Source organism: Alcaligenes sp. Me129, assembly GCF_050487245.1.
Taxonomy (GTDB): domain Bacteria; phylum Pseudomonadota; class Gammaproteobacteria; order Burkholderiales; family Burkholderiaceae_B; genus Alcaligenes; species Alcaligenes phenolicus.
Window position 1 is genome coordinate 387,837 of sequence record NZ_JBKQGX010000001.1, and the last position, 18,544, is coordinate 406,380.

The following is an 18,544-nucleotide window of genomic DNA, read 5'->3' on the forward strand; positions in this document are numbered from 1 at the left end:
TCATGGCCGTGAATGCTCATCTCTGCTGGCAGTTTATGGGGCCGGGTTTGTTGTGTTGTGTTGCGTTGTGTTGTGCTGTGGTGAGGTGGGGTGTTTGACCGATCCGGGGGGGGACCCAGGTGATTGTTGTGTTTCTTGGGGGGGATGAGGCTGTAGCTTTGTCTGCGTTTATCCCCAATTTGAGGCGTAAAAAGATTGTTTTCCGACGCATTGAAAACTGTGTATCTATATTAGTCCTGTGACAAAAACATCCCGTACAAGTTAACAGTCGCGTAGTCCCTGCCTAAAATGACAAACTCTGTCTATGGTTGATTTTTCACATCGCAGGCGGCCTGTTCGCCTGGTACAGATATACGAGACTGACATGGTATTGAATAGTCATTTGCCCGCCTCTGTGCTGTTTGAAAGTCTGACTCCGCGCGAGCGCGACGTGCTGTCTTATATCGCCATCGGCAAGGCGAACAAGGTGATTGCGGCTGAATTGGCGATTTCCCAGCGTACGGTGGAGGCGCATCGGGCACGCGTTTTTCAGAAGTTACGCGTGCGCAATGCGGTTGAATTGACCCGCTTTGTATTTAGCGAGCCGGGCTTGCGCGATGTGCTGCCGCCCAGCCTGGTGGGCAGCCTGTCTATGCCTTAGATTAGCGGCAGGCGGGAGTGGCCTGGCCGTCCAGCTCGCTGATCGGGTCGATGTCGGCTTGGCGAGTCAGGTGGCTCTCCAGCGTAGGGCGTTGCTGGTTAAAGGTGTGAATGCGCAGTACGTTGTTGTTCACAAAGCTCAGATCGGCCAAGGTCGAGTCGTTGTTGGCCAGCAAAGCGATGCGGGTAGGCTGTGTGCCGATAGGTACCCAGCAGCCGCTCATGCGGTGTTCTTCGCCAGCACCCAGCGGGGTGGCACGCAAGCGCCATTGGCCAGCAGGAGCCAGGGTTACGCTGATTTTGTAGGGCTCACATGCGCCGCCTTGTGGTGGGCAGGACAGGGTGCCCAGAAAGGTTTTGGGCTCGGTCAGCTCTGGAACGCTACGGTCGACCATGGCGGCAGGCTGCTGGGCGCGGGCCGGTGTGATGGCGTGCAGGCCTTCCTGGTTACCGAAGCCTAAATTGATTTGCGAGGGGGCGCGGGCGGTGCCGCTACCTTGCGCTTGGCGCAGGGCGTCTTTCTGGGTGGAGTCGCGACCCTCGTTGGGGGTAGGCTGAACGGGTGCCTGGGCACATGCTGCCAGCAAAACGACCGAAAGCAAGGTAAGGGAACGCAGGGGGGAAATCTTGGTGAAAGACATGGCGGGCTTCCGTGGACTGGTTGATAGCTGAATTCTACGCTAGACCTGGGGCGGCGGGACAGTATCAGGTCTATTCAGGGTAGGAGGATTGGCGCGGGTACGTTACAGTTTTGTTTTTTATCCGTGGATTGCGCATGCTGACAATTGGGCTGACTGGTGGAATTGGATCGGGCAAAAGCCAGGTGGCCAATTTTTTTGCCTCTTGGGGGGCGGCTGTCGTGGATACGGATGTCATCGCGCATGAGTTGACCGCGCCCGGTGGTCTGGCCATTGAGCCGATTCGCGCTGCCTTTGGGGCACAGGCCTTGGCCGCGGATGGTTCCATGGACCGGGATTGGATGCGGGCCTGTGTATTTGCCGATCCTGATGCCCGTCATCGGCTCGAGGCGATCATTCATCCCCTGATTTGGAACGTAACAAAAGCACAGACCTTGAAAGCGCAAGGATGTTATCTTGTTGTGGTTGTACCCTTGCTGGTGGAATCAGGACGATGGCGAGACCGTGTGGACCGGATTTGCGTTGTGGATTGTGATGAAGCGACCCAGATCGAGCGTGTTCAAAAGCGCAACGGGCTGGCAGTGGCCACAATTGAACGTATCATGGCAGCACAGGCGCAACGTCAGCAGCGCCTGGATGTGGCCGACGACGTGGTTCTGAATGACGGGCAGACGACTTTGCCCCTGTTGGAAGAGCGGGCGCGAGCAGTACACCAACGCTGGTGTGCCTTGACTGCCTGACAACACGACGTGTCTGACCCTCCAGTCGACAGAAAAAGGTTTTTAAACGCGTGACTCTATACGAATACCCCTGCAATGAGCGTGTCCGGGCTTTACTGAGAGTCGAATACTTGTTCGATAGGCTGTTTCATTTTTCGGCCAACCAGGATGCGTACTCGCATCAGATCGCTGTAGCGACTTTGTTTGATTTACTGGACATCTCGGATCGAACCGATTTGCGTTCTGCTGTTCTTCAAGACCTGGAGCGTCAACGCGTGGCGCTGGCTGCGCTGCGTGAACACCCCGGTGTTCAGTTGCAGGCGCTGGACAAGATGATTGAACAAATTGTGCGCGCTTCTGCTGACCTCTCGGCCCAGGGACGGGTGGGGCAGGGCCTGCGTGAAAATGAATGGTTGGCCAGTTTGCGGGGCCGGGTTGCTGTGCCCGGTGGTACGTCGCAGGTGGACATGCCTTCTTATTATTCCTGGCAACAGCGCCCCGATGCCGATCGTGTCCAGGATTTGCGCCGTTGGTCCGAGTCTTTCCTGCCACTGTATCAAGGTCTGGCCTTGATTTTGCGCTTGCTGCGTCAGTCGGGTGACTCGGCAGACCAACTGGCCCGTGACGGTTCCTATCAAGAAATGCTGGCAGGCAAGACCTTCCAGTTGCTGCGGGTGTGGGTGGACGCCGGTGCGTGCATCTATCCGGAAATGAGCGCTAACCGCTACGTCATCTGGATACGCTTTGTGCAGCAAGATAATCAATTGAAACCGCAGGCCGTGACGGGGGATATCCCCTTCAGGCTGGCCCGTTGCAATTTCGGCTGAAAACGCTGTTCATATAAGGTTCAGACTGCCGCTTTTATACTTGCTGTGCCAGCGTGGTCTAGCAGGGATGCGGTTTTGTCAGCGCTTGTATCTCTTTATCGTTTGAAACTAATTGCTATCGTGTTTTGGCTGCATAATGCGTGTCGCCGTCACGATCGGTAGTGCTTAAACGCTTATTTAGACCGTGCATAGAGACAATCAAGTTTTAGCCGGGGAGTATTCATGTCGGAGTTGAACACAGGCAGAGGTCGGCGGTCCCGATCCTTCTATGTCTGGGTGGTGGTGGGGCTGCTGGTGACAGCAGGCCTCGTTTATTACGCCCTGTCTTCCCCTTCCAGTACGTCCACTCCCATGCGCGGGCCTCGCGGCATGATGGGGGCGACTAAAGTCCCGGTGCAGGTGGCCACGGTCAAGGAAGGCCTGATCGACCAAACGGTCAATGCGATTGCCACGGTTAAACCTTTGCAAACAGTCGCCGTGCGCGGTGAAGTTGATGGTGTGCTCGAACGCATCCACTTCAAGGACGGCCAACGTGTAAAGGCCGGCGATTTGCTGGCCGAGATTGATCCGCGTACCTATCAGGTGCAACTGGATCAGGCGCGTGGCCAATTGGCGCAGAATCAGGCTCAGCTCAAAGGGGCGCAGCAGGAACTGGCCCGCCACCGCGTCCTGTTTCAACAGAATTCTATTGCTCGCCAGGCCTTGGAAACCAAGGAAACGGCCGTTCAGCAACTGCAGGCACAGATCAAGTCCAATCAAGCAGAGGTGGCCCGTGCGCAGGTCCAGCTGGATCGCACTCGTATTACGGCGCCTTTGGATGGCCGCCTGGGTTTGCGCAAGCTGGATCAGGGCAATCTGGTGTCTGCCGGTAGTACTGATGGGATTGTCGTCATTACCCAGACGGATCCCATAGGCGTGGAGTTCTCCTTGCCGCAGAATCAATTGAGCAGCCTGCTGGAGGCCATAAAACAAAGCGAATCGCCTTTGCGGGTGTCCCTGATCGACAGCAAGGGTCAGCTCTTGTCGGACAAGGGCCGTTTGCAGGCACTGGATAACCAGATCGACATCAATACCGGCACGCTGAAAGTGAAGGCCGAATTTGATAATGCCGATGAAACCTTGTTTGCTAATCAGTTTGTCAATTCCCGTGTCTTTTTGGGCCAGGAACAAGGCTTGCTGATCCCATCGCACGCGGTGCAACGGGGTTCGGTGGGCACGTATGTGTACACCCTGGATGCCGAGGACAAGGTCCATATCCAAGTGGTGGAATTGGGTACGGCCACGTTGGAATTGACCTTGATTAAAACCGGCCTGAAAGAGGGCGATCGTGTGGTGGTTGAAGGGACTGACCGTTTGCGTGAAGGCTCGGAGGTCGAGGTGATGCAGCAAGATGGTCAGGCCAAGGAAAAGCCTGCGCCCGATGATGCCGCCGACAAGCCAGAGCAAGGCAAACGTCCGGGTGAGGGTCGCCGTCCACGTCCTGCAAGCGAGTAAGCCGTGAGCATGTCGCGTATCTTTATCCTGCGCCCGGTGGCTACCACCTTGGCGATGGTGGCCTTGCTGGTGTCCGGCTTGCTGGCCTATCGCATGTTGCCCGTAGCCGCTTTGCCGCAGGTGGATTACCCCACTATTCAGGTGGTCACGCTCTATCCGGGCGCTAGCCCGGATGTAGTGGCGGCCTTGATCACTTCACCGCTGGAGCGGCGCTTCGGCAGCATGTCGGGCCTGTCGCAGATGATTTCGTCCAGCTCGGGCGGGGCATCGCGCATTACCTTGCAGTTTGATTTGGGTTTGCCCCTGGATGTGGCCGAGCAAGAGGTGCAGGCGGCGATTAATGCCGCCTCCAATATGCTGCCCAATGATTTGCCTGCACCGCCTATCTATAACAAGGTCAATCCGGCTGATACCCCGGTTATTTCTTTGGCGGTGACTTCCCCCAATATGCCCCTGCACGAGGTGCGCGACCTGATTGATGTGCGGGTTGCACAAAAACTCTCGCAGGTGACGGGTGTCGGACTGGTCAGCATTGCGGGTGGTCAGGAACCAGCCATGCGCATTCAGGCTGATCCCAACGCCTTGGCCGTCCGCAATCTGACCTTAAGTCACCTGCGGCAGGCGGTGGTCGCGGCCAACGTGAACCAACCCAAAGGCAATCTGGATGGGCCTCAGCGTTCCACCAGCATCGGCGCCAATGAACAATTGAAAACGGTACAGGATTATGAAAATCTGATCGTCAGCTACAAGGACGGTGCTGCCGTGCGTCTGGGCGAACTGGCCAAGGTGGTGCGGGATGCACAGGATGTGCGTCAGGCCGCCTGGATGGGGACTGTGCCTGCGATCTTGCTGAATATTCAGCGTCAGCCTGGCGCCAACGTCATTGATGTAGTGGACCAGATTCAAAGCCTGCTGCCCGAGATACGCCGTTCCTTGCCGGTCGGTGTGGATGTGGAAGTCGCCACGGACCGCACCCAGACCATTCGGGACTCGGTTGACCATGTGCAAAAGGAAATGATGCTGGCCATTGTGCTGGTGGTGCTGGTGACTTTTGTGTTCCTGCGCACCTGGACGGCTACGCTGATTCCCAGCGTTGTCGTGCCTATCTCCCTGATCGCCACCTTTGCCATCATGCTGATGTGGGGATTCAGTATTAATAACCTGACCCTGATGGCCTTGACGGTTGCCACCGGCTTTGTGGTTGATGATGCGATCGTGATGATCGAGAACATCGCCCGCTATATCGAAAAGGGCGAAACCGCCTTGCAGGCTGCCTTGAAGGGCGCGGCGCAGATTGGCTTTACCCTGCTGTCACTGACCATCTCCCTGATCGCCGTGCTGATTCCGCTGCTGTTCATGAGCGATGTCATCGGCCGTTTGTTCCGTGAGTTTGCCATTACCCTGGCCGTCGCCATCCTGCTGTCCCTGTTCATTTCGCTGACGCTCACGCCCATGATGTGTGCGCGTATGCTCAAGCCCGAGGACGAGCGCCAGTATGGCCGTTTCACGACCTGGTTGGGCGATCAGATGGACCGCATCATTGCGGCTTACGACCGTGGCCTGATTGTGGTGCTGCGCCACCAGACGCTGACCTTGTGGGTAGCTCTGGGCACAGTGGTGTTGACGGGCCTGCTGTACGTGATCGTCCCCAAAGGCTTTTTCCCGCAACAGGATACCGGCCTGATTCAGGCGATTACCCAAGGACCGCAAACCGCGTCGTTCCGCGCTATGGGGAATTTGCAGCAGCAAGCCGTTGCGATTGTGCTGGAAGATCCGGATGTGGAAGCCGTCACGTCCTTTATCGGGGTAGATGGCACGAACGCCACCTTGAACAATGGCCGTCTGCAAATTGCTTTGAAGCCCATTGGTTCAGGCCGGGCCAGCGCCAATGAAATCATGGCCAGGCTCGATGAGCGTCTGAAAGATATTCCTGGTTTGTCGGTTTACCAACAGTCCATTCAGGAGCTGACGGTAGACGATCAGATCAGCCGTAATGTGTACCAGATGGCCTTGTCGGACCCGGAAACAGAGGTGCTGACGACCTGGATGCCGCGCTGGCTGGATGCCGTCAACGCCTTGCCGCAGATTAAAGATGCATCCATGAGCCTGCAAAACGATGGCCTGCAAGTGCTGCTGGATATAGACCGGGATGCGGCAGCCCGTGTGGGCGTGACCAAGGCAAATATCGATGATGCACTGTACGACGCGTTCGGACAGCGTTTGATCTCCACGATCTACACGCAGTCTGCCCAGTACCGTGTCGTGCTGGAGGTAAAGGATCAATATCGCCAAGGCCCGCAGGATCTGGAAAATATTCATGTAATGACAGCGGCAGGTACACCTGTGCCGATTACTTCCCTGGCGCGCATTCAGCTGGTTCCCACAACGTTATCGGTAGAGCGCTTGGGACAGTTCCCGTCCGTGAACGTGTCCTTTGACCTGGCTGATGGCTATTCCTTGTCCGACGCCATTGAAGCCATTGAAACCGTGCCCGACCAGATCGGTATGCCATCCTCGGTGGATACCCGCTACCTGGGTGCCGCCAAGGCCTTCCATGCCTCTTTGTCCAGCACGCTGTGGCTGATGTTGGCCGCCGTGCTGACCATGTACATCGTGCTGGGTGTTTTGTACGAAAGCTATATCCACCCCATCACTATTTTGTCGACGCTGCCTTCGGCTGCCATCGGCGCGCTGCTTGCCTTGCTGTTGGCCGGGCGGGATCTGGACATGGTGGGGGTGATCGGGATCATCCTGCTGATTGGTATCGTGAAAAAGAACGCCATCATGATGATCGACTTCGCCCTGGAGGCGCAGCGCGAGCAGGGCATGAAACCGCAAGAGGCCATTCATCAAGCCGCCTTGCTGCGTTTCCGCCCCATTCTGATGACGACTCTGGCGGCCTTGTTCAGTGCCATCCCTTTGATGCTGGCCACCGGCTCTGGCGCAGAGCTGCGTCAACCCTTGGGACTGGTCATGGTGGGTGGTCTCTTGGCTAGCCAAGTGCTGACCCTGTTCACGACTCCCGTGATCTATCTGTTTTTTGACCGCTTTACCCGTAATGGCGCCAAGTCGGTACGCGAGTCGACATGAAACGCTTGTTAGGGCTGTTTATCTTCCGGCCAGTGGGCTCCAGCCTGCTGGCACTGGCGATGGTCTTGGTGGGCGCATTGGCCTTGCGGCTCTTGCCCGTGGCGTCTTTGCCGGAAATGGATTTTCCGGTGATTGCGATTTCGGCCAATTTGCCCGGTGCCAGCCCTGAAACCATGGCTTCCAGTGTGGCCACGCCACTGGAGCAGGCTTTAGGTTCTATTGCCGGGGTGTCGGAAATGAGCTCTCGCAGCAGCGAGGGTTCCACCCAGATCATGCTGGTATTTGAACTGGACCGAGATATTGAAGGGGCTGCACGCGATGTGCAGGCCGCTATCAACCAGGCCCGGCCCATGTTGCCTTCGGGCATGTCCAGCGTGCCCACCTACGAGAAGGTCAACCCGTCGTCCATGCCTATCATGGTGCTGGCGCTGACCTCGCAGACGGCAAACAAGGCCCAGCTGTTTGATATGGCCAGCGGCATTGTGCAGCAGAAGCTGGCACAGATTCCGGGCGTGGGTTCGGTAGACGTGGGCGGTGGCTCCTTGCCAGCGGTACGGGTGGGATTGAATCCCAAGGCATTGGCCTCGGCTGGCATTGCGCTGGACGATGTGCGTTCGGTGATCAATAACGCCAACAGTTTGCGTCCTAATGGCTACCTGGAAAGTGAGCAGGGCCAGTGGCAGATCAACTCGGGCAAGCAGTACAACCAGGCACGGTTTTTTGACCCCTTGATTCTGAAGAATCAGGACGGGCAGGTTATCCGTTTGGGAGATGTGGCCAAGGTCGAGGACTCTGTTGAGAACATTCACAGCATGGGTTACTGGAATAACCAGGAAGCGGTGCTGTTGATTGTGCGTCGTCAGGCGGGCGCCAATATTATCGAGACGGTCAATACCATTCGTGAACGCCTGGCTGGTATCGAGGAAATGCTACCCAGCCAGGCGCAATTGACAGTGGCTCAGGATCGTACGCCCAGTATTCGCGCCACGCTGGAAGAGGCTCAACTAACACTGATTATTGCGGTGGCCCTGGTGGTGCTGGTGGTCCTGCTGTTCCTGCGAAACTGGCGCGCTGCTTTAATTCCGGCCATTGCCGTCCCGGCGTCCTTGATCAGTACCTTTGCCTTCATGCATTTGTTCGGCTTTACGCTGAACACCATTTCCCTGATGGCCCTGATTGTCGCTACTGGATTTGTGGTGGATGACGCCATCGTGGTGCTGGAAAGCATTATGCGTTACCTGGAAAAAGGCTTGTCCCCCATGCGGGCAGCCTTGCGCGGGACGCGGGAGGTGGGCTTTACCGTCACGGCCATGAGCTTGTCGCTGGTGGCCGTGTTCATTCCATTGTGGCTGATCGGGGGGCTGGCGGGGCGCTTGTTCATGGAGTTTGCCGTCACCTTGTGTACCGCCGTGCTGGTGTCCCTGGTGATCTCCTTGATGCTGACTCCCATGATGTCATCGCGCCTGCTGCGTCCTGGGCCGCAAGAGCATGAGTCCACCAACCCTATCAGCCGCTTTTTGGGCTGGATAGGCAGCGTCAGCTGGCGTGGCTACCGTCGTTCATTGGGGTGGGCGCTCAAGCACCATCGCCTGATGCTGTTCTCCTTGTTCGTCACGATTGGCCTGAATGTGTACCTCTACGCCGTGGTGCCCAAGGGACTGTTCCCGCAGCAGGATACTGGCCAGTTGATGGGTTTTTTCCGAGTCGACCGGGGGACCTCTTTCCAGTCCATGGTGCCCAAGCTGGAATACTTCCGTTCTATCCTGAATCAGGACCCGGACATTCGTTCGGTGGCCGTGTTTGCCGGTGGCCGCAGTGGCAGCACCTCGTCCTTTATTCTGGTTGAGCTCAAACCTATGGACGAGCGCAAGGCCAGCACGACGGATATTGTGAATCGTCTGCGCGAGCCTTTATCCACCACGCCGGGGGCGCGCATGTTCATGGTGCCGCAGCAGGATATTCCGGTCGGTAGCGGGGGCGGTGGGCGCAGTGGCTCTTACGACTATTCCTTGCTGGGCAGCGATCTGGAGCTGTTGAAAACCTGGTTGCCCAAGGTTCAGCAAGCCATGGCCGAATTGCCAGAGCTGGTGGACGTGGACACTGGCACGGACGATAAGGCAGGCTTGGTCCAGCTGGAAATTGACCGCGATATGGCCACGCGCCTGGGCATTGATATGTCCATGGTGGCGGGGACTTTGAATAACTCCTTTTCCCAGCGTCAGGTTTCCACGATTTTTGGCCGCTTGAACCAGTATTACGTAGTCATGGAAGTGGAGCCGCGTTTTGCGCAGGATCTGGAGTCCCTGAAGGAAATCGAGGTTGTTGCCAAAGACGGCACCCGCGTTCCTTTGTCTGCCTTTACGCGCTTTACGACCGGCACCGCGCCGCGCAGCATTAACCATATGGGTTTGCTGGTGGCCGAGTCTGTGTCCTTCGGTTTGGCCGAAGGCGTCACCCTCAGTCAGGCAACGGCGGCCATTGAGCAGGCCATGGCTCGTATTCAGCTTCCTACACGCGAGATCCAGGCCGGGTTTGAAGGTAATACGGCGCAGATGCTCGATGCCCTGGCCAAGCAACCCATGATGTTCCTGGCTGCTTTGGTGGCTTTGTATATCGTGCTGGGGATGTTGTACGAGAGCTATATGCACCCGCTCACCATTCTGTCCACTTTGCCTTCGGCTGGGATTGGGGCATTGCTGGCCCTGATGATGACTAGTGGCGAGTTCAACCTGATTGCCATGATCGGGGTGTTCTTGCTGATTGGTATCGTCAAGAAGAACGCCATCATGATGGTGGATTACGCCTTGCAAATGGAGCGTGAGCGCGGCATGGGTTCGCGTGAAGCTATTTACGAAGCCTGCCTGGTGCGATTCCGCCCCATCATGATGACGACCTTGTCCGCCATTTTTGGTGCTATTCCTTTGATTCTGGCCTCCGGGCCGGGCGTGGAAATGCGACAGCCCTTGGGCGTCACCATTGTGGGTGGTTTGGTGCTCAGTCAAATCCTGACCTTGTACACCACGCCGGTGGTTTATCTTTATCTGGATCGTTTGCGCCATCGCTTCATGCGCCGCAAGAACCAGACAACTTTGAATATATAAGCTGATATGCCTACTTCTAACGCCATGATTCTTCCGCGCTTCGCACTGGCTGGGATGGTGCTGCTCCTGTCCGCATGTGCTGTTGGCCCTGATTATCAGCGGCCCGAAGCGCCGGTGGGCGAGCACTTCAGGGAAGAGGTACGGCCCACGGCCTGGAAGCAGGCCGAACCGGCTGATTTGAAAGACCGCGGCCCCTGGTGGGAAAGCTTCAACGATGGCGTGCTCAACACCCTGATGCAAAGCCTGAACGAGCAGAACTTCACTTTGCAGCAGGCACAGGCACGCGTTCGTCAGGCGCAGGCCACCCTGTCCAACACGCGTTCGACCCAGTTCCCGCAAGTAGGCAGTTCGGTCGGCACGACACGGCGTGGCAGTGGGTCGGGTGATACCAGCCAAAGCAGCAGCGCCTATGACGCCAGCATCACGGTGAATTGGGAAGTGGACTTGTGGGGGCGGATTCGCCGTCAGGTAGAAGCAGGTGATGCTGGCCTGCAAGCCAGTGCTGCGGATATGGCTGCTACACGCTTGAGCCTGCAGTCTCAATTGGCACAGACTTATTTGCAGTACCGCAGTGTGGAGTCCAGCGAGCGAGTGCTGGATGAAACCGTGGCCGCGTACGAGCGTTCTTTGCAAATCAATCAGAATCGCCTGGACGCCGGGTTTTCGGCACCGGGAGATGTGGCTGCAGCCTTGAGCCAGCTAGAGGGGGCTCGCACCCAGCGCTTGGCCTTGAATCGCGAGAAGGCCATCTACCTGCATGCGATGGCTGTGTTGGTAGGCCGCGCACCTTCCCAGTTTGAGGTGGTGCCTCATGCGCCCTGGCCTGTTGCTCCGGATATTCCGGTGGGTCTGCCATCCAGTTTGCTGGAACGTCGTCCCGATGTGGCCCGTGCCGAGCGTCGCATGGCGCAGGCCAATGCCCAGATTGGTGTGGCCAAGGCTGCCTGGTTTCCCAGTCTGAGCCTGAAGGCCAGTGGAGGGTTCAGCAGCAGTGATCTTAGCGAATGGCTGACGGCACCCGCGCGTGTCTGGTCCCTGGGCCCAGCCTTTGCCCTGACTTTGCTGGATTTTGGGGCACGCCGTGCGCAAGTCGAGCAGGCCGAGGCCAGCTATGACGAACAATTGGCTGCCTATCGTCAGACGGTGCTGGATGCGTTGAAGGAAGTGGAAGATGCCTTGTCTGAACGCAATGGCCTGGAGCTGGAGCAAGCCAGCCAGGCGCGTTCTCTGGCCGCGGCACGCGAGTCCTTGCGGCTGACACGCAATCAGTTTGATGCTGGTCTGGTGGATTTCCTGAGTCTGGCACAAACCCAGGCTACGGCACTGTCGGCCGAGCGGCAGGCTTTGGATCTGGAGTCTCAACGCCTGCGGGCGGCGGTCAAACTGATGGTGGCCTTGGGCGGTGGCTGGGATGTAGCGACAGGTCTGAATCCCGAAGAGCCGAAAGCGGTGGAAGTTGATCCAGCTGCGAAAGCAGAATAGGTTTGGCCTGACCTACACTAATCTGACCTGACCTGACCTGACCTGACCTGACCTGACCTGACCTGACCCGATCCAATCTGGTCTTAATCAAGTTTAGTTTAGTTTGGTTTGATGTGGTTCGGCGTTGGCTGAACTTCTTGGCGCTTGGTTTGGTTTGGCCGTTTTACCGTGCTCTCCGGCCTGGCTGGGCCGGAGCTTCAACGCCCGGTTTGCTTCGTATGGACCAAGCAAGGATTGGATTACCGCCCAAGCTTTGGGCTGCAGTTTGCTTGCTTGTAGTTCAATAGCGGCTCATTCCTTGCTTGATAGTGCGCGGAAACCGCCTCAGTCCTGGTCCATCCAGGCATACAGTCCGTCAACCCATTCCTCGCCGTCGGCCAAGCCCAGGGTGGCGTGGATCTCTTCAGCCCGCTGGTACAAGTCATCAAAGTCAATTTTTGGCGGGTCAGCAAAAGCCAGGGCGACCAGATTGCCATCGTGCGTTTCAGGTAACCAGACCACGGCCGGGAAGCTTTCTTGAAGCGCATGCAGATTGCGCGCATGGACCAGTTCCGAGCCCAGCAAATTCACCGTTAACAGTCCTTGTGGCCCCAGAGCCTTGCGGCATGCCTGATAGAAAGCTTCGCTTTCCAGGGCAGGGTGTTCGGCCTGGTCGGAGTACACATCAATTTGCAGCACATCCAGCTCGCCGTAGACGGCATCCAGATAGTCCAGCGCGTCTACCGTGTGCACGTTCAGGCGTTCGTCGTCGGGTGGCAGATTGAATAGCAGGCGACTGGCCTGCACCACTTCCGGGTTGATTTCCACGGCGTCGATGCGCGCCTGGGGGAAGTGCTGGTAGCAAAAGCGTGTCAGGCTGCCTGCGCCCAGGCCAAGCTGGGCAATACGGCGCGGATCGGTCTGGAACAAGGTCCAGATCATCATTTGGCGAATGTAGTGCAGCTCTAGCTGATCGGGAGCATCCAGGCGCATCGCACCCTGCACCCAGGCAGAGCCCAGGTGCAGGTAGCGTACGCCTTCATGTTCCGAAATAGTGACGTGTGGCGTCATGCCGGGTCGTTGTCCAGCATGTGGCGTATACCGGCAATACCGTGTGCACCGTGGTTGCGGGCGTCAGCCAAGGTCTTGGCCGACTGTCCGCCTATGGCAAACACAGGTAGACCAGCCTGTTCCGCCAGGCTGGCGAAACGGGCCCAGCCCATGCCGGGATCGCCGGGATGGGAGGAGGTTTCCAGGACATGGCCCAGAACCAGAAAGTCCGCCTGGATTTTGCGGGCTATTTCAATATCACTTTCATTGTGCGTGGACATGCCGATCAGGCCTTTGCTGATTGCGGGAAATGTCGTCAAGGTGTCGTGGCATTTCGCGGACAGGGCTTGGGCGTCGCTGGCGCGCAAATGCACACCATCGGCATGGTCCCACCAGCTCTCGGGGTGCAGGCTATTGACCAGGCAGCGCGCTTGGTAGCGCTGGCACAGGTTCACAACTTGCAGGAACGCTTGGTGCAAATGGAATTCGGCATCGGGCCGGGCAGCCCAGGCTGGCTCACGAAACTGGACCAAGGCCGGGCCTTGTTGCAGGGCTTGTTCCAGTTGTTCCAGATAGGCGGGTAAGCGGGCCGGCTCGTCGATGTTGGTAATCAGATAGCGTTCAGGCAGTTGCAGCCATTTAAGCGGCGGTTCGGTAGCAGGCAGTACAGGGCCGACTTCCAAAGGACCTTTAGGGTTGACCCAGGCAAGCTCTTGGCCTTCCAGGCACTGGGGTTCGCCTTCCCATTCCCGCACCAGGCAGAAAGAGAGTTTGACGAAATTCTTGGGGTATTCGTGTGTATAGGTAACCCAGGGGTGTGCGTGGGTGGTTTCAATGCCGAGTTCTTCGCGCAGTTCCCGTACCAGCGCCTGTATGACGTTCTCGCCCGCCTCAATCTTGCCGCCTGGCAGTTCCCACCAGCCCGGCCAGGGTTTATCGGCTGGGCGTTTTCCCAGTAGCACTTGGCCGTGTTGGTTCAGTAAAACGCCAACGGCCACTTCCAACGTGGGTTTAGACATGTCTAGCGGTCCAATCTCTAGCAAATTGACGTGCTACCCGGCCGGAGCGAGAGCCACGTTCCAGAGCCCATTGCAAGGCTTCCATACGCGAGCTTTCAATGTGTTCTGCAGGGCAACCCAAAGCGCCAAGCCAGTAATACACAATGTCCAGGTAGTCGTCTTGTTTAAAGGGGTAAAACGACAACCATAGTCCAAAGCGCTCGGACAGGGATACCTTTTCTTCAACGGCTTCACCAGGGTGGATCTCGCCGTCTGCAGACGTGGAGGCACTCAGGTTCTCTTTCATGTACTCGGGCATCAGGTGACGTCGGTTGGACGTGGCGTAGATCAGTACATTGTCGCCAGGGGAGGCCAGCGAGCCGTCCAGCACGGATTTAAGCGCCTTGTAACCGGCTTCACCTTCTTCAAAGGACAGGTCGTCGCTGAAGATGATGAAGTGTTCGGGGCGGGTGCTGATCAGGTCAATGATGTAGCCCAGGTCGCCCAGATCGGATTTGTCCACTTCGATCAGACGCAGGCCCTGATCGGCAAATTTGGCCAGCATGGCTTTGACCAGCGAGCTTTTGCCCGTACCGCGAGCACCTGTCATCAAGACGTTATTGGCCGGTTTGCCTGCCAGGAAATGGCGGGTGTTGCGCTCAATAATGCCCTTTTGGCGTTCGATATGGTGCAGGTCTTCGGTCTGGATGGTGGCTACGTGCTGGACACCTTCAAGCCAGCCGCGCGAACCATTGGTACGCCAGCGAAAAGCAATGGAATCCCAGTTGATAGGGGGTGGAGCAGGGGGCAGCCAGGCTTCCAGTTGAGCGAGAACCCGCTCGGCCCGGCTGATCAGGGTACTCAGGTCTTGCGAACTCAAGACAGTCTCCGTTTCAGGTTGAAATGCTTATTATCGCTAATTTGGCCCCTTTTTCTGTGATCACTGTTGTGCTTGACGCGTAACAATAGGCCCAAAGCGATTCAAAATCGTATAATCATCAAGTTACGGTTGGCCGATAGCGGCCCCCTCCCTTACTCGTCCGGAATTCTGTTTTGAACCTGTCCACCCTGATTGAACCTATTGCCGACGACATGAAGGCTCTTGATGTCGTCATTCGTGAGCGCTTGAATTCGGATGTGGTGCTGATACGCACAATCGGCGAATACATCGTTAGTGCTGGCGGCAAGCGCATGCGTCCTGCGCTGCTGTTGCTGGTAGCCCGCGCGCTGGCTTATCAGGGGAGCACGCACCATCTGTTGGCAGGTGTGGTGGAGTTCATCCACACCGCCACCTTGCTGCACGACGATGTGGTCGATGAATCCGATATGCGACGCGGTCGCCACACGGCCAATGCGGTCTACGGTAATGCCGCCAGCGTGCTGGTTGGCGACTACCTGTACTCGCGCTCCTTCGAGATGATGGTGCAATCGAACTCCATGCCGGCCATGGCCGTGCTGTCGGCAGCCACCACGGTGATCGCCGAAGGCGAGGTCTTGCAGCTGCTGAACGTACACGACCCGGACGTTTCCCTGGAACGTTATCTGCAAGTCGTACGCTACAAGACAGCCAAGCTGTTTGAAGCGGCGGCGCAAGTGGGGGCGATTGTGGCCGGTGCTTCGCCTGAAATGGAAGAAGCCATGGCCGCCTATGGCCGCCACCTGGGTACCGCCTTCCAATTGGTCGACGACGTGCTCGATTACACCGGTGATGCCCAGGCCTTGGGCAAGAACGTGGGTGACGATCTGCGCGAAGGCAAACCCACCATGCCACTGATCCGTGTCATGGAAGTTGGCACACCCGAGCAGGTTCAGCTGATCAAGTCGGCCATTGAAACCGGTGATGCGGATTTTGCCGCTGTTGCACAGGCTATCGAGCAAACCGATGCTTTGGCCTATACCCGTGAAGCGGCCAAGGCAGAAGCCCAGCTGGCTGTTCAGGCCTTGGCTGATGTTCCCGAGAGCGAATTCAAGCAGGTATTACTGAGCTTGTGCGCGTTTTCCATCGAGCGCGACCGCTAAGTCTCCAGCCTTTCCCAACCCGCCACATGGCGGGTTTTTTTGTAATAAAGCGGGCCGATTCAGGGAAATTGGCGTCATTAGGCGCCTGTTCATGTTATTTTTCTCGGTTTTACTACGCTGTTGGTGGTCATGCCTTTGTCCCACAAGGACGAAGTAGCGACGATAGACATGCCTATTTGAACAAATTGGTTTGAAGCCTCTGTCAGACACAAAGGTGCAGGCCCCTTATTCCAAAGATGTAAGGAACGGATAGATGAACATTCAGCTCGATATCGCGCAAACGGTAGGTTTGGCGGCTGTCTTTCTCGTGCTGGGAGAATATATAAAGAATCGCGTTGCTGTATTGGCCCGCTATTTCATTCCCAGCCCCATTATCGGCGGATTGATTTTTGCCTTGATTGCCTTGGTTGGACATCAGACCGGCTCGTTCAACTTTACGTTTAACGACGATATACGCAATTTCTTGCTGATGGCCTTTTTCACGACCATCGGTTTTTCAGCCAGCTTCGAGTTGTTGAAAAAGGGTGGTCTGGCCGTTGCTTTGTTCCTGGGCTGCGCGGTTGTCCTGATTATTTTGCAGAACGTGATGGGCGTGACCTTGGCGACCCTCATGGACGCCAACCCCTTGCTGGGTCTGGCCGCCGGTTCGATCTCCATGACGGGCGGCCACGGTACTTCTGCTGCCTTTGGTCCGATGTTGGAGAACGCCGGCGCTGTCGGTGCTTTGCCCGCTGCCATTGCGGCTTCGACCTGGGGGCTGGTGATGGGTTGTGTCATCGGCGGCCCCTTGGGCAAGCGCTTGATGAAAAAATACAATATCGACGGCCCTGCTCCACACCGTCGTCATCGTCGTCAGCATGAGGGTGCAGATGCGCCTCATGCGGTGGAAACCACGGTTAAAGAAACCGTTAAGATTGACGACGGTGGCTTTGAAATGCCGGTGTACGCCGTAGTCCTCTTGTCCATCGCGATTGGAGTGGGCAGTGTCGTCATCGAATGGTTGGGCGAGCGCGGCATTGTGTTGCCAGCCTACCTGGGCTCCATGCTGGTGGCAGCCATCATCCGTAATGTGATCGACTGGCGTCGTTATCGCTTGCCGGAAAAAGAGTTTGAAACCATGGGCAATGTGTCCCTGGCTTTCTTCCTGGTCATGGCGCTGATGGTGATGAAGCTGTGGGAGCTGGCTGAAGTAGCGGGCCCGCTGTTGATCATCCTGATCGCCCAGACGGTGCTGATGTTCTTCTTTGCCAGCTACGTGACTTTCAAGGTCATGGGCAAGGACTACGATGCTGTGGTGATGTCGGCTGGTCATTGTGGTTTTGGTATGGGCGCAACGCCTAACGCCATGGCGAATATGCAGGCCTTTACGGAAGACAATGGTCCATCACGCAAGGCCTTCTTTGTAATCCCGCTGGTGGGCTCCTTGTTCATCGACTTCTTCAATGCCGTGATCATTACCGGTTTTGTGAATTTTCTGACTTAAGTACCGAGAAGTGGGCGCAATCAGCAATATCGCGGCCCTTGTCAGACAGCCCCTTGGATCGATATCCGGTCCCAGGGGCTTTCTTTTTACCTGTGTTGTTGAATCGTGAATCTTGGATCGCTTCTATTTTTGAGTCCTTAAGGACTCTGTTTGCCTTGGCGCAAGGACGCCTGCAGGCGCTTGGGCTTCAATTGTGCTTGTCTTTAGGGAGTGCGCAATGCGAAGCCATGTAGTGGGACCCGTGCTGTTAGTGGCCATTCTGGCCGGATGTTCGTCTGGCGAGCCCAGCAATCCAGCGGGTTTGCCCGAGCTGGTTGAAGTGGCCGGTCCGGCGCGTGAAGTTATGCAGGCCGGTGAATACTTGCTGGATGGGCGTCTGATTGCATCCGACACGGTGATGTACGCTCCTGTTCCCACCTTGAAAGCCATGAAATATCAGGTCAGTCAGTTTGAGTATGATCAGTGCGTTCGTGCCGAGCGTTGTAAAGCTGCCGATGCGGTGGGCCAAGGACAGGCCAAGAATATGCCGGTGGTCGGCGTCAGCTGGCAAGACGGCCAGGATTACGCCGCCTGGTTAAGTGAGCGCACCGGCAAGCAATTCCGTCTGCCGGATTACCTGGAGTGGAGCTATTTCGCAGACCAGAAAGTGCCTGAGTCGGCCCAAAGCGGTCTGGACGAAAACGAGCAAGCTGCCTTGTGGCTGCAGGAGTATCAGGAGAGCTACAAACGCAAGCAGGAACAGGAAGTTCCCTTGGCACCCTTGGGGCAGGGCGTTGCCAATGCTTATGGGGTGTTTGATGCGGGCGGGCAGGTGGCTGAATGGACCAATACCTGCCATGTCCGGGTACACCGTATCAGCATGCCACGCGCAGAGTCTCGCCTGGAAAACTGCGGTGTCCGTACCCTGGGGGGCGAGCACATTGCGGTGATGCCCGACTTTATCCGCGACCCAAAAACCGGGGCGTGTTCGGTGGGTGTGCCACCGCGTTACTTGGGTCTGCGTCTGGTCACTGAAGACTAAACCT

At 57.0% G+C, this 18,544-nt stretch carries 14 protein-coding genes; 10 read left to right on the plus strand and 4 right to left on the minus strand.

Translation table 11 applies throughout. The features are described 5' to 3' along the window. The first annotated feature begins 364 nt into the window (after positions 1-364). Complete coding sequence (locus ACLPGZ_RS01775) at positions 365-640, plus strand: response regulator transcription factor (RefSeq protein ID WP_035270375.1); 276 nt, start codon at positions 365-367, stop codon at positions 638-640. A 1-nt stretch (position 641) separates the two neighbouring features. On the opposite strand, the gene ACLPGZ_RS01780 is transcribed toward ACLPGZ_RS01775, so the two are convergent. Further along, a complete protein-coding gene (locus tag ACLPGZ_RS01780) occupies positions 642-1,280 on the minus strand; it encodes a hypothetical protein (RefSeq protein WP_429640961.1) in 639 nt (212 codons plus the stop codon). A 134-nt stretch (positions 1,281-1,414) separates the two neighbouring features. Between ACLPGZ_RS01780 and coaE the strand changes: the two genes are divergently transcribed. The 6 genes from coaE to ACLPGZ_RS01810 all read left to right on the plus strand — a co-directional run bounded on the left by coaE (position 1,415) and on the right by ACLPGZ_RS01810 (position 11,990). Then, the gene (gene coaE / locus ACLPGZ_RS01785) at positions 1,415-2,017 is read left to right on the plus strand and encodes a dephospho-CoA kinase (protein WP_009458744.1); all 603 of its coding nucleotides are present in this window, start codon (positions 1,415-1,417) and stop codon (positions 2,015-2,017) included. Positions 2,018-2,067: 50 nt separating this feature from the next. Then, complete coding sequence (gene zapD, locus ACLPGZ_RS01790) at positions 2,068-2,823, plus strand: cell division protein ZapD (protein ID WP_026484449.1); 756 nt, start codon at positions 2,068-2,070, stop codon at positions 2,821-2,823. 222 nt (positions 2,824-3,045) lie between these two features. Continuing rightward, positions 3,046-4,317 carry an efflux RND transporter periplasmic adaptor subunit gene (locus tag ACLPGZ_RS01795; protein ID WP_429640962.1) on the plus strand — a complete coding sequence of 424 codons (1,272 nt, stop codon included), beginning with the start codon at positions 3,046-3,048 and terminating at the stop codon, positions 4,315-4,317. A 3-nt stretch (positions 4,318-4,320) separates the two neighbouring features. Then, positions 4,321-7,407, plus strand: a complete 3,087-nt coding sequence (locus ACLPGZ_RS01800) for a multidrug efflux RND transporter permease subunit (protein ID WP_026484447.1) — start codon at positions 4,321-4,323, stop codon at positions 7,405-7,407. After that, positions 7,404-10,508, plus strand: coding sequence for an efflux RND transporter permease subunit (locus ACLPGZ_RS01805; RefSeq protein ID WP_035270387.1), 3,105 nt, complete (start codon positions 7,404-7,406; stop codon positions 10,506-10,508). Before ACLPGZ_RS01800 ends, ACLPGZ_RS01805 begins: the two co-directional genes overlap by 4 nt. A 6-nt stretch (positions 10,509-10,514) precedes the next feature. After that, positions 10,515-11,990 (plus strand): efflux transporter outer membrane subunit, encoded by a 1,476-nt coding sequence (locus ACLPGZ_RS01810; protein ID WP_258866261.1) that lies wholly within the window; start codon positions 10,515-10,517, stop codon positions 11,988-11,990. 324 nt (positions 11,991-12,314) lie between these two features. Here the strand turns inward: ACLPGZ_RS01810 and ACLPGZ_RS01815 are convergent, their stop codons facing one another. The 3 genes from ACLPGZ_RS01815 to ACLPGZ_RS01825 are packed head-to-tail and all read right to left on the minus strand — an operon-like array spanning position 12,315 to position 14,897. Beyond that, positions 12,315-13,040, minus strand: a complete 726-nt coding sequence (locus ACLPGZ_RS01815; protein ID WP_181900199.1) for a spermine/spermidine synthase domain-containing protein — start codon at positions 13,038-13,040, stop codon at positions 12,315-12,317. Beyond that, positions 13,037-14,038 carry a Nudix family hydrolase gene (locus tag ACLPGZ_RS01820; RefSeq protein WP_115634427.1) on the minus strand — a complete coding sequence of 334 codons (1,002 nt, stop codon included), beginning with the start codon at positions 14,036-14,038 and terminating at the stop codon, positions 13,037-13,039. The genes ACLPGZ_RS01815 and ACLPGZ_RS01820 overlap by 4 nt, the downstream gene beginning before the upstream one ends. Then, positions 14,031-14,897 (minus strand): ATP-binding protein, encoded by an 867-nt coding sequence (locus ACLPGZ_RS01825; RefSeq protein ID WP_009458756.1) that lies wholly within the window; start codon positions 14,895-14,897, stop codon positions 14,031-14,033. The genes ACLPGZ_RS01820 and ACLPGZ_RS01825 overlap by 8 nt, the downstream gene beginning before the upstream one ends. Positions 14,898-15,070: 173 nt before the next feature. Between ACLPGZ_RS01825 and ispB the strand changes: the two genes are divergently transcribed. From ispB to ACLPGZ_RS01840, 3 genes are all read left to right on the plus strand, one after another. Beyond that, positions 15,071-16,036 carry an octaprenyl diphosphate synthase gene (ispB, locus tag ACLPGZ_RS01830; protein ID WP_009458758.1) on the plus strand — a complete coding sequence of 322 codons (966 nt, stop codon included), beginning with the start codon at positions 15,071-15,073 and terminating at the stop codon, positions 16,034-16,036. 253 nt (positions 16,037-16,289) lie between these two features. Next, on the plus strand, positions 16,290-17,519 hold the full coding sequence (gene gltS / locus ACLPGZ_RS01835; protein WP_115634426.1) for a sodium/glutamate symporter: 1,230 nt from the start codon (positions 16,290-16,292) through the stop codon (positions 17,517-17,519). Positions 17,520-17,736: 217 nt separating this feature from the next. Beyond that, a complete protein-coding gene (locus tag ACLPGZ_RS01840) occupies positions 17,737-18,540 on the plus strand; it encodes a formylglycine-generating enzyme family protein (protein ID WP_115634425.1) in 804 nt (267 codons plus the stop codon). The last annotated feature ends 4 nt before the right edge of the window (positions 18,541-18,544 follow it).

Bases quoted from the DNA above. Each gene is read 5' to 3' on its own strand.
- ACLPGZ_RS01775 (WP_035270375.1), top strand. From the start codon at position 365: ATGGTATTGAATAGTCATTTGCCCGCCTCTGTGCTGTTTGAAAGTCTG.
- ACLPGZ_RS01780 (WP_429640961.1), bottom strand. From the start codon at position 1,280: ATGTCTTTCACCAAGATTTCCCCCCTGCGTTCCCTTACCTTGCTTTCG.
- coaE (WP_009458744.1), top strand. From the start codon at position 1,415: ATGCTGACAATTGGGCTGACTGGTGGAATTGGATCGGGCAAAAGCCAG.
- ACLPGZ_RS01795 (WP_429640962.1), top strand. From the start codon at position 3,046: ATGTCGGAGTTGAACACAGGCAGAGGTCGGCGGTCCCGATCCTTCTAT.
- ACLPGZ_RS01805 (WP_035270387.1), top strand. From the start codon at position 7,404: ATGAAACGCTTGTTAGGGCTGTTTATCTTCCGGCCAGTGGGCTCCAGC.
- ACLPGZ_RS01810 (WP_258866261.1), top strand. From the start codon at position 10,515: ATGCCTACTTCTAACGCCATGATTCTTCCGCGCTTCGCACTGGCTGGG.
- ACLPGZ_RS01815 (WP_181900199.1), bottom strand. From the start codon at position 13,040: ATGACGCCACACGTCACTATTTCGGAACATGAAGGCGTACGCTACCTG.
- ACLPGZ_RS01820 (WP_115634427.1), bottom strand. From the start codon at position 14,038: ATGTCTAAACCCACGTTGGAAGTGGCCGTTGGCGTTTTACTGAACCAA.
- gltS (WP_115634426.1), top strand. From the start codon at position 16,290: ATGAACATTCAGCTCGATATCGCGCAAACGGTAGGTTTGGCGGCTGTC.
- ACLPGZ_RS01840 (WP_115634425.1), top strand. From the start codon at position 17,737: ATGCGAAGCCATGTAGTGGGACCCGTGCTGTTAGTGGCCATTCTGGCC.